8 protein-coding genes are annotated in these 7952 nt (G+C 37.2%); 5 read left to right on the forward strand and 3 right to left on the reverse strand.

The window, feature by feature from the left end; all coding sequences use genetic code 11:
- Window positions 1–115 precede the first annotated feature (115 nt).
- Window positions 116–715 carry a recombination mediator RecR gene (recR, locus tag ACIR310F_RS0102615; RefSeq protein WP_190392953.1) on the forward strand — a complete coding sequence of 200 codons (600 nt, stop codon included), beginning with the start codon at window positions 116–118 and terminating at the stop codon, window positions 713–715.
- 230 nt (window positions 716–945) lie between these two features.
- Here the strand turns inward: recR and hisS are convergent, their stop codons facing one another.
- Both hisS and ACIR310F_RS0102625 read right to left on the reverse strand, forming a co-directional pair.
- The gene (gene hisS, locus ACIR310F_RS0102620; RefSeq protein ID WP_028082481.1) at window positions 946–2340 is read right to left on the reverse strand and encodes a histidine--tRNA ligase; all 1395 of its coding nucleotides are present in this window, start codon (window positions 2338–2340) and stop codon (window positions 946–948) included.
- A 143-nt stretch (window positions 2341–2483) separates the two neighbouring features.
- Window positions 2484–3908 (reverse strand): aldehyde dehydrogenase family protein, encoded by a 1425-nt coding sequence (locus tag ACIR310F_RS0102625; RefSeq protein ID WP_028082482.1) that lies wholly within the window; start codon window positions 3906–3908, stop codon window positions 2484–2486.
- A 165-nt stretch (window positions 3909–4073) separates the two neighbouring features.
- Here ACIR310F_RS0102625 and ACIR310F_RS0102630 point away from each other — a divergent pair, with 165 nt between their 5' ends.
- The 3 genes from ACIR310F_RS0102630 to ACIR310F_RS21345 all read left to right on the forward strand — a co-directional run bounded on the left by ACIR310F_RS0102630 (window position 4074) and on the right by ACIR310F_RS21345 (window position 6867).
- A complete protein-coding gene (locus ACIR310F_RS0102630; RefSeq protein ID WP_028082483.1) occupies window positions 4074–4937 on the forward strand; it encodes an isocitrate lyase/PEP mutase family protein in 864 nt (287 codons plus the stop codon).
- A 132-nt stretch (window positions 4938–5069) separates the two neighbouring features.
- Window positions 5070–6431: an NAD(P)/FAD-dependent oxidoreductase gene (locus tag ACIR310F_RS0102635; RefSeq protein ID WP_028082484.1), complete on the forward strand. Its 1362-nt coding sequence runs from the start codon at window positions 5070–5072 to the stop codon at window positions 6429–6431.
- A 157-nt stretch (window positions 6432–6588) separates the two neighbouring features.
- Window positions 6589–6867 (forward strand): type II toxin-antitoxin system VapC family toxin, encoded by a 279-nt coding sequence (locus ACIR310F_RS21345; RefSeq protein WP_155963584.1) that lies wholly within the window; start codon window positions 6589–6591, stop codon window positions 6865–6867.
- 45 nt (window positions 6868–6912) lie between these two features.
- On the opposite strand, the gene ACIR310F_RS25140 is transcribed toward ACIR310F_RS21345, so the two are convergent.
- Entirely contained in the window at window positions 6913–7068 is a 156-nt protein-coding gene (locus tag ACIR310F_RS25140; RefSeq protein WP_331271298.1) for a hypothetical protein, read from the reverse strand.
- Between the two features lie 362 nt (window positions 7069–7430).
- Here ACIR310F_RS25140 and ACIR310F_RS21350 point away from each other — a divergent pair, with 362 nt between their 5' ends.
- A complete protein-coding gene (locus ACIR310F_RS21350; RefSeq protein WP_231387363.1) occupies window positions 7431–7943 on the forward strand; it encodes an IS607 family transposase in 513 nt (170 codons plus the stop codon).
- The last annotated feature ends 9 nt before the right edge of the window (window positions 7944–7952 follow it).

A 7952-nucleotide genomic window follows, 5' to 3' on the forward strand; every position in this document is an offset into this window, starting at 1 on the left:
GGTGAAAATGAATGTAGAGACGTTCTATAGAACGTCTCTACAAGGGTTTCAAACCACGCACATTTAATTACCTCCAGATGTCTATTGTAAAATAGAGAAAAAACCCGGAGGCAAAATTACGGTTTACGCACGTCCCCTAGCTCGATTAATTGAACAACTGCAACGGCTCCCCGGAGTTGGTCCCAAAAGCGCCCAACGATTAGCTTTGCACATCTTAAAAAGACCAGAAGCAGAAGTAGAAGCTTTAGCTCAAGCACTTATTGACGCAAAAAAACAAGTGGGTTTGTGTCAAGTTTGTTTTCACCTGTCCGCAGACCCAGTATGTGAAATTTGTCGTCATCCTCAGCGAGATAATAGCACTATTTGTGTAGTCGCAGATTCTCGTGATCTGATTGCTTTAGAAAAAACCCGCGAATATAAAGGTAAATATCATGTTTTAGGTGGCGTAATTTCCCCCATGGATGGTATTGGTCCAGAACAGTTAACTATTCAAGCTTTAGTGAGACGGGTAAGCGAACAAAAACCTCAAGAGGTGATTTTAGCCATTAGTCCCAGTATCGAAGGGGAAACGACAACATTATACATAGCTCAACTACTCAAACCCTTTACTAAAGTAACTCGTATTGCCTTTGGTTTACCCGTAGGTGGTGATTTAGAATATGCTGATGAATTAACCCTGGCCAGAGCATTAGAAGGGCGTAGAGAGTTAGATTAAAAGCTGCTATATTGCCTTTTTCTCTCTACAATTTAGAGAATGTAGAGACGTTTTCTATAACATCTCTACAAGGTTTGTGCATAAGGTATAGTTAAATTTGGTCGAGGTCTAATCTTTAATTACAACAGTTCCCGATATTATGAAGTACAGATATTAATAATAAAACTCTTGTGGTGCGGGCATCTTGCCTGCACAAAGTGTACCTCACTCAAGCTGAACTTGCTGTATGTTTAATGATTAGTAATTCTCCGTTTAATTTCCTCTACCAAATCTGCCAAATTTACTTCTATTTGTTCACCACTTTGTAGATCTTTTAATGATGATTTTCGCGCTGCTGCTTCCTCCGCACCAATAATTACACAAAACCTAATTCCTTGTTTATCTGCGGCTTGAAATTGTTTACCTAAAGGGCGTTTTTCAAAGTTAGTTACAACATTAATCCCCCCTTGACGTAATTGTTGTGATATTTGTAAATAAATAGGCATTAAATCCTCTTGCATATTCACTACCACTACCTGAGTTGGTGTCGCAGATAAAGTATTAAGAATACCCGCTTTTAACAAGCGACTAATTAACCGAGTTAAACCGATAGAAATACCCACACCAGGCATTTTTTCACCGATAAAAATTCCTACCAATTCTTCATATCTCCCACCAGAACAAATACTCCCCAAAGCTTCATGGCCTAATAGAGTAGTTTCATAAACTGTGCCAGTATAGTAATTTAAACCACGGGCAATAGACAAGTCAATACAAAAACGTTTATCAGCAACTCCTAAATTTCTCACCCCATTAATTACAGTTTCTAATTCCGTTACCCCTAAATTAAATTCTGCTGCTTCGGGAATATTTTCGGCTAAATGTTTGAGTTTATCTAAAATATCATCAATACTGCCATCAATTTTAATAAAATCAATAATTTTCTCCGTTTGTTCGGAAGAAATACCTTCTTTTTCTAACTCTTGTTTAACCTTAACCTCGCCAATTTTTTCCAAATTATCAATAATACTAATACAGGTTTTAATTTGCTGTTCTGCAATTCCTACAGACTGAAAAAAACCTGTGAGGATTTTGCGGTTATTAATGCGAATAACAAAATCACCAATATTAATTTTTTCAAAGATTTCTGTAATAATTGCCGGCATTTGGGCATCATAAAGTAAACTGAGTTTACCACGAGCAACCACATCAATATCACATTGCCGAAACTGCCGAAAACGTCCATCTTTTGCCCGTTCACCGCGAAAAACCATATCCATTTGATAACGAGCAAACGGAAAAGTCAATTCATTCAAATGACGCGCAATATAAGCAGCAAAAGGAACAGTTTGATCAAATTTTAAAGCTCTAGCTTCTGAACCAGTTTCTCCCGATTTATCCTTTTCTGCTTGGCGATTTGGTGGTAAAATTGGTTCGATACCATAAATAATATTATCACCTTGATTACCTTTAGCTTGCAACACTTCTAACCGTTCCACTGCTGGGGTTTCAATGGGTGTAAAACCATAACTTTCAAAAACCTTGCGAATAATATCTAGTAAATGTACTTCTAGTCGCTTTTCGCTGGGTAGAAATTCAGGAAAACCACTGGGAGTAGAGAAGTTGATTTTGTCATTTTTAGTCATGTTCTTACCTTACTAAATGGGAAATTAACTAGAGTATTAGTATTTTACCTTTTTTTTCACAGGAGAGGAAAGTTTGTAGTCAGGATTTATTGCTGATATTCTTTTTTTGAGGGATAAATGTTAAATCATCCTCAACTGCTTAATCATTCAGATATATTATTAAACCACCAAGGATCTTTATTAGAGTTAGTTTTCCTCAAAAATGCTTTTTTTCGTAGGAAGCGATTTAAACCCATTGTACCAATCCGTGAACCTCCCAAACCAGAAAATTTAAAAGCATTTCTGTCTCCTTCATTAATTAATGAACTTAAACCAGCATCATTAATACTAATAGTACCAGCTTCTATTTGATTGGCAACTTCTATTGCTAATTCTTCTGATTCTGCAAATACAGCAGCACTAAGTCCATAAATAGAATCATTGGCTAAATTTACTGCTTCTTCAAGATTAGCAAAACACATCACAGGCATAATTGGTCCGAATGTTTCTTCAGTCATTATTTGCATGGAATGGTTAACTTGAGTGATAACTGTGGGACGACACCACCAACCCCCACCCAGTTCTTCTACTTTACCACCACAGTGAATTAATGCCCCTTTTAAGATAGCATCTTGTAAATGATCATTAATAATGGCTGCTTGTTTTTCGGAAATAATTGGACCAATTTCACCGCTGTCAATAGTTGGATAGGCTAGTTTTAATTGATGGGCTTTAGTCACTAATTGATGATAAAATTCTTCAAATATAGATTCAGCAACATAAATTCTTTCAATGGCTGAACATGACTGTCCGGTATTAGTTACAGAAGCCCATAAAATTGCTGAGGTTGCTAAATCTAAATCCGCTGATTCTAAAACAATAGCTGGGTCTTTTCCTCCCAATTCTAAAAAAGCTGGAATAAAATTAATTGCGGCATTTTCAGCGACTAAACGCCCAGTTTCTACACTACCTGTAAAACAAATTAAATCTACATCTTCAATTAAAGCTGCTCCTGTTTGTGATCCTCCTTCCACAAAATTTAAAACCTCTCTTAATTGGGGTATATTGTTTACGGTAGTCATTAAAGGAGCGACAAAACGAGGAGTTATTTCACTAGGTTTAACTATAACAGCACAACCAGCTAATAAGGCAGGAATTGTATCAATGGTAGACAAAGATAAGGGAAAGTTCCAAGGACTAATTACGCCAACAAGAGGATAAGGAACAGCAGTTTGTTGTAAAGAAATAAAAGGAATAGATGTATTTTTAGCTGTGCTTTGTAGTAATTGCGGAGCTAAATTACACCATTTATCAATATTAGCAATAAATGAATCTATTTCCATGATTGATGTTGATAATCTACCCGTATCACTAACTAAAGCTTCTGTTAATTGAGTCCGTTCTGATAATATAGCTTGTTTCCATTGTTTTAAGGCCACAATTCTTTCCTCGACTGCTAATTTTTGCCAGATAATTTGTCCCCTTCGCAGCCTGTGACACTGCTGGGAAAGTAATTTTGGTGGTGGAGGAACAATGACATAATCAAATTTACCTGTGCGGGGGTTGCGAACTTCTATGGGTTTACTCATTTGTGATTAATTTAAATGTGAATTTAAAAATATTTAATTTGATTTCGCGTCAAGGAGCAAAGGAGCAAAGACGCAAAAAAGAAATACAATCAATATTGTAGGTTTCCTAAAACGTTTTTACAGTATTTATTGTATTCTGAAAATAGTCCATTTATGGTTACTTGTATGTTGGCTGCTCAAAAACTGCGGGAATTACTCGCACGTCCTGAAATTATCGTTATTCCTGGTGTTTATGACTGTTTGAGTGCAAAATTGGTAGAAAAAGCGGGTTTTGATGTCGCTGCTACTAGCGGTTTCGGTATTGCTGCTTCTACCTTGGGTTTACCTGACTATGGTTTTCTCACTGCTACGGAAAATTTTTACAGTATCGGCCGGATAGCTAGGTCAATTAATATACCTTTAATTGCTGATTGTGATACGGGTTATGGTAATGCTTTAAATGTCATGCGAACCGTCAAAGATGCGGTTCAATTGGGTTTAGCAGGGATAATTTTAGAGGACCAGGAATGGCCGAAGAAATGCGGTCATTTTACAGGTAAAAGAGTGATTTATGCGACTGAACACGCGGGAAAAATCCGGGCTGCGGTAGAAGCGCGAGGTGATAGTAGTTTGGTAATTATAGCTCGAACTGATGCCCGCGGTCCTTTGGGTTTAGCAGAAGCTATTCATCGTGGTCAATTATATATTAATGCTGGTGCAGATGTGTTGTTTGTGGAAGCTCCCCAATCTGTGCTAGAGTTGCAAACTATAGCCGCTGCTTTTCCTCATGTACCATTAGTTGCAAATATTGTTGAAGGTGGTAAAACTCCGCCAATTTCTCCTCAAGAATTGCAAAATTTGGGGTTTAAAATTGTCTTTTTTCCCCTGACTGCACTTATGGCTGTCACTGAAGTCATGAATGTGTGTTTCCGTCATTTGAAAGCACAGGGAAATACTGATAATTTACCCGGTTTGATGAATTTCCAAGATTTTCAAGAACTTATGAATGTTCCTGAATATTTAGCTGTAGAACAGGAATATCAGCCATGACTGAATATTAGTAACCTTGACTACTTTTAGTATTTTGTCAAGTGTTCTTAATAAACGGCAAAATATATTATAATATTGTTACATATTTGTTAAGAAAGGTTACACGACTCTTAACAAAAGGAAATATTGTTTATGGTTGTTCCACGCGAAAATAATGCACCACATGAGGTTGTTATCATTGGTGGTGGGTTTGGTGGATTGTATGCGGCAAAGGCCTTGGCTAATACCAATGTAAATGTGACTCTGATTGATAAACGTAATTTTCACTTATTTCAGCCGCTTTTATATCAAGTTGCCACAGGTACATTATCACCTGCTGATATTTCCGCACCATTACGATCTGTATTCAGCAAAAGCAAGAATACAAAAGTGTTTTTGGGAGAAGTAAGTGATATTGACCCCAAAAAACAACAAGTTATTTTAGGCGATGAAATCATACCTTATGATACATTAATTGTCGCCACAGGTGCTAACCATTCTTATTTTGGTAAAGATCACTGGAAAGAATTTGCTCCTGGTTTGAAAACTGTGGAAGATGCAATAGAAATGCGGCGGCGGATATTTTCAGCATTTGAAGCAGCAGAAAAAGAAACTGATGTCAAACAACGCCAGGCTTTCTTGACTTTTGTGATTGTAGGCGGAGGTCCAACTGGTGTAGAATTAGCAGGTGCGATCTCCGAATTGGCATACAAAACTCTTAAAGAAGATTTCCGCAACATTGACACATCAGAAACGAGAATTTTACTATTACAAGGAGGCGATCGCATTCTCCCACATATTGCCCCAGTATTATCCAAAGTAGCAGCAGAATCTTTGCAAAAGTTGGGCGTAATTATTCACACTAACACCAGAGTAACAAATATTGAAAATAATATTGTTACTTTTAAACAAGGCGATGAAATCACAGAAATTCCCTCAAAAACTATATTATGGGCTGCGGGTGTTCAAGGTTCAGCTATGGGGAAAGTTCTGGCACAAAAAACAGGTGTAGAGTGCGATTTCTCTGGCAGAGTAATTGTAGAACCAAACTTAACCATTAAGGATTATAAAAACATTTTCGTAATTGGAGATCTAGCAAATTTCTCCCATCAAACGGGTAAACCTTTACCAGGTGTTGCACCCGTAGCCAAACAACAAGGAGAGTATGTAGGTGGACTAATTCAACTACGGCTTCAAGGTCATACTTTGCCAGAATTTCATTACACTGACGTGGGTAGTTTGGCAATGATTGGGCAAAATTTAGCCGTAGTAGATTTAGGTTTTGTTAAACTTACAGGTTTCCTAGCTTGGGTATTTTGGTTAATAATTCATATCTACTTCTTAATCGAGTTTGACACTAAAATAGTAGTCGTAATTCAATGGGCGTGGAATTATATTACTCGTAATCGTCGCTCTCGATTAATTACAGGTAAAGAAGCCTTTTTGGAATCACAACCTGTTAACAATAATAGTCCTTACCAAGCTACAGAAAATAAGCAACCAGTCAAACTCTAGGATTTTTGTTTTTTAGCTGGTAAGCTGTTAAGCGCCTAAATTGTATAATCCTCAAATGGTTAAGTTTTCTCGGGTGGGCATACTTCGACAATCTCAGTACAAGTTTTGCCCACCAGACTTATACAAAATTTGACACAGCGTAAATCAATTAAGAAAAATGATGGTGAGAATAGTATATAGTGGCATAGTGGCAAAATTATATATTTTAGATACAGATCATGTATCACTTTTGCAAAATGGCAATCCAATCTTAACACAGCGTATAAGCCAAAAGAAACCGGAAAATTTAGCCGTAACTGTGATTACATTAGAGGAGAAAATAAAAGGATGGCTAAACCAAATCAATAGAAGCAACAATGAACCTTTTAAACTTGACAGCAAATTGTTATGGGGTTATAAAGGGTTGAGCTTTGCCAAACCCAACAAAATCTCATAAATCTCGAAAATGTTGGGTTTCATTCTTCAACCCAACCTACAATTTCTAAATCTGCTTTTCAAAACAACACAAAAGCAAAGTTTGATCATCATCAGTGCGAGAATTTAATCGCTCAGAATTGAGGAAATTAATTACATATTTTTCATCTTCTTCTGGATTATCTGTTTCTCGCAAATATTCCTCTATTATCTGCTTTTTCATTGAACGCCCTAATGTAGGTTGGCGTTAAAAATTGTCCTTACAGCAAGGCAAAAGGCAAGGGTAAAGAGGCCAGAGGTTTTCAGCAATTTTACATTTATTTACACAGGTTGGTTTTTTGATGTCAACTGACTTACTGCATTTAATCTTTATAATTATAGCGTGGGTAAGACTCTTACCGAGCTTGCCTAAGTATGCCAGTACCACAAGATTTAGCCATACTCTCTAATCTCGAAATAACGTAGTATACTGGGGTTAATCGTATTTAACCGAAAGATGAAATACCTAACCCCAGAACAAGTTTACAAACAATTTGGCTACCACCCTAAGACGACGGCAGAATGGGCTGACTTAGGGAAAATAGGATGTATTTCCCTGGAGGACACCGGAGATATCCAGAGTCAGCCTTTATCAAAACAGTTCCAACGGATAAAGAGCGGGTTCTTTACGCCCGTGTCAGCACAAAAACCCAGTTGTTAGACCTTGACACACAAATAGAATTTTTAGGCAAAACTTACCCAGGATGTCGAGTCGTCAAGGATGTTGCTAGTGGCATGAACTGGAAGCGGAAAAACTTTCTTAAATTAATGACTCAAGTTGCGGAAAATCAAATCTCTGAAATTGTGGTGGGACACAAGGACAGGTTATGCAGATTTGGTTTTGAGTTCGTTGAGTGGTTTTGCCACCTTCACGGCTGCAAAATTGTTGTGGTGAACAATGCCAAGCTATCACCGCAGGAAGAGTTAATGCAGGATTTTATTATCATGCACTGCTTTTCCTCCAAACTTTACTTTCTTCGGGCTTACAAGAAAAAAATAGCCGAAGAGCAAAATATTCATGAAACAAATAGTAGCGAATACGAGTCAATAGGAATATAATAGTAAAAG

It is taken from the genome of Dolichospermum circinale AWQC310F, from assembly GCF_000426925.1.
Taxonomy (GTDB): domain Bacteria; phylum Cyanobacteriota; class Cyanobacteriia; order Cyanobacteriales; family Nostocaceae; genus Dolichospermum; species Dolichospermum circinale.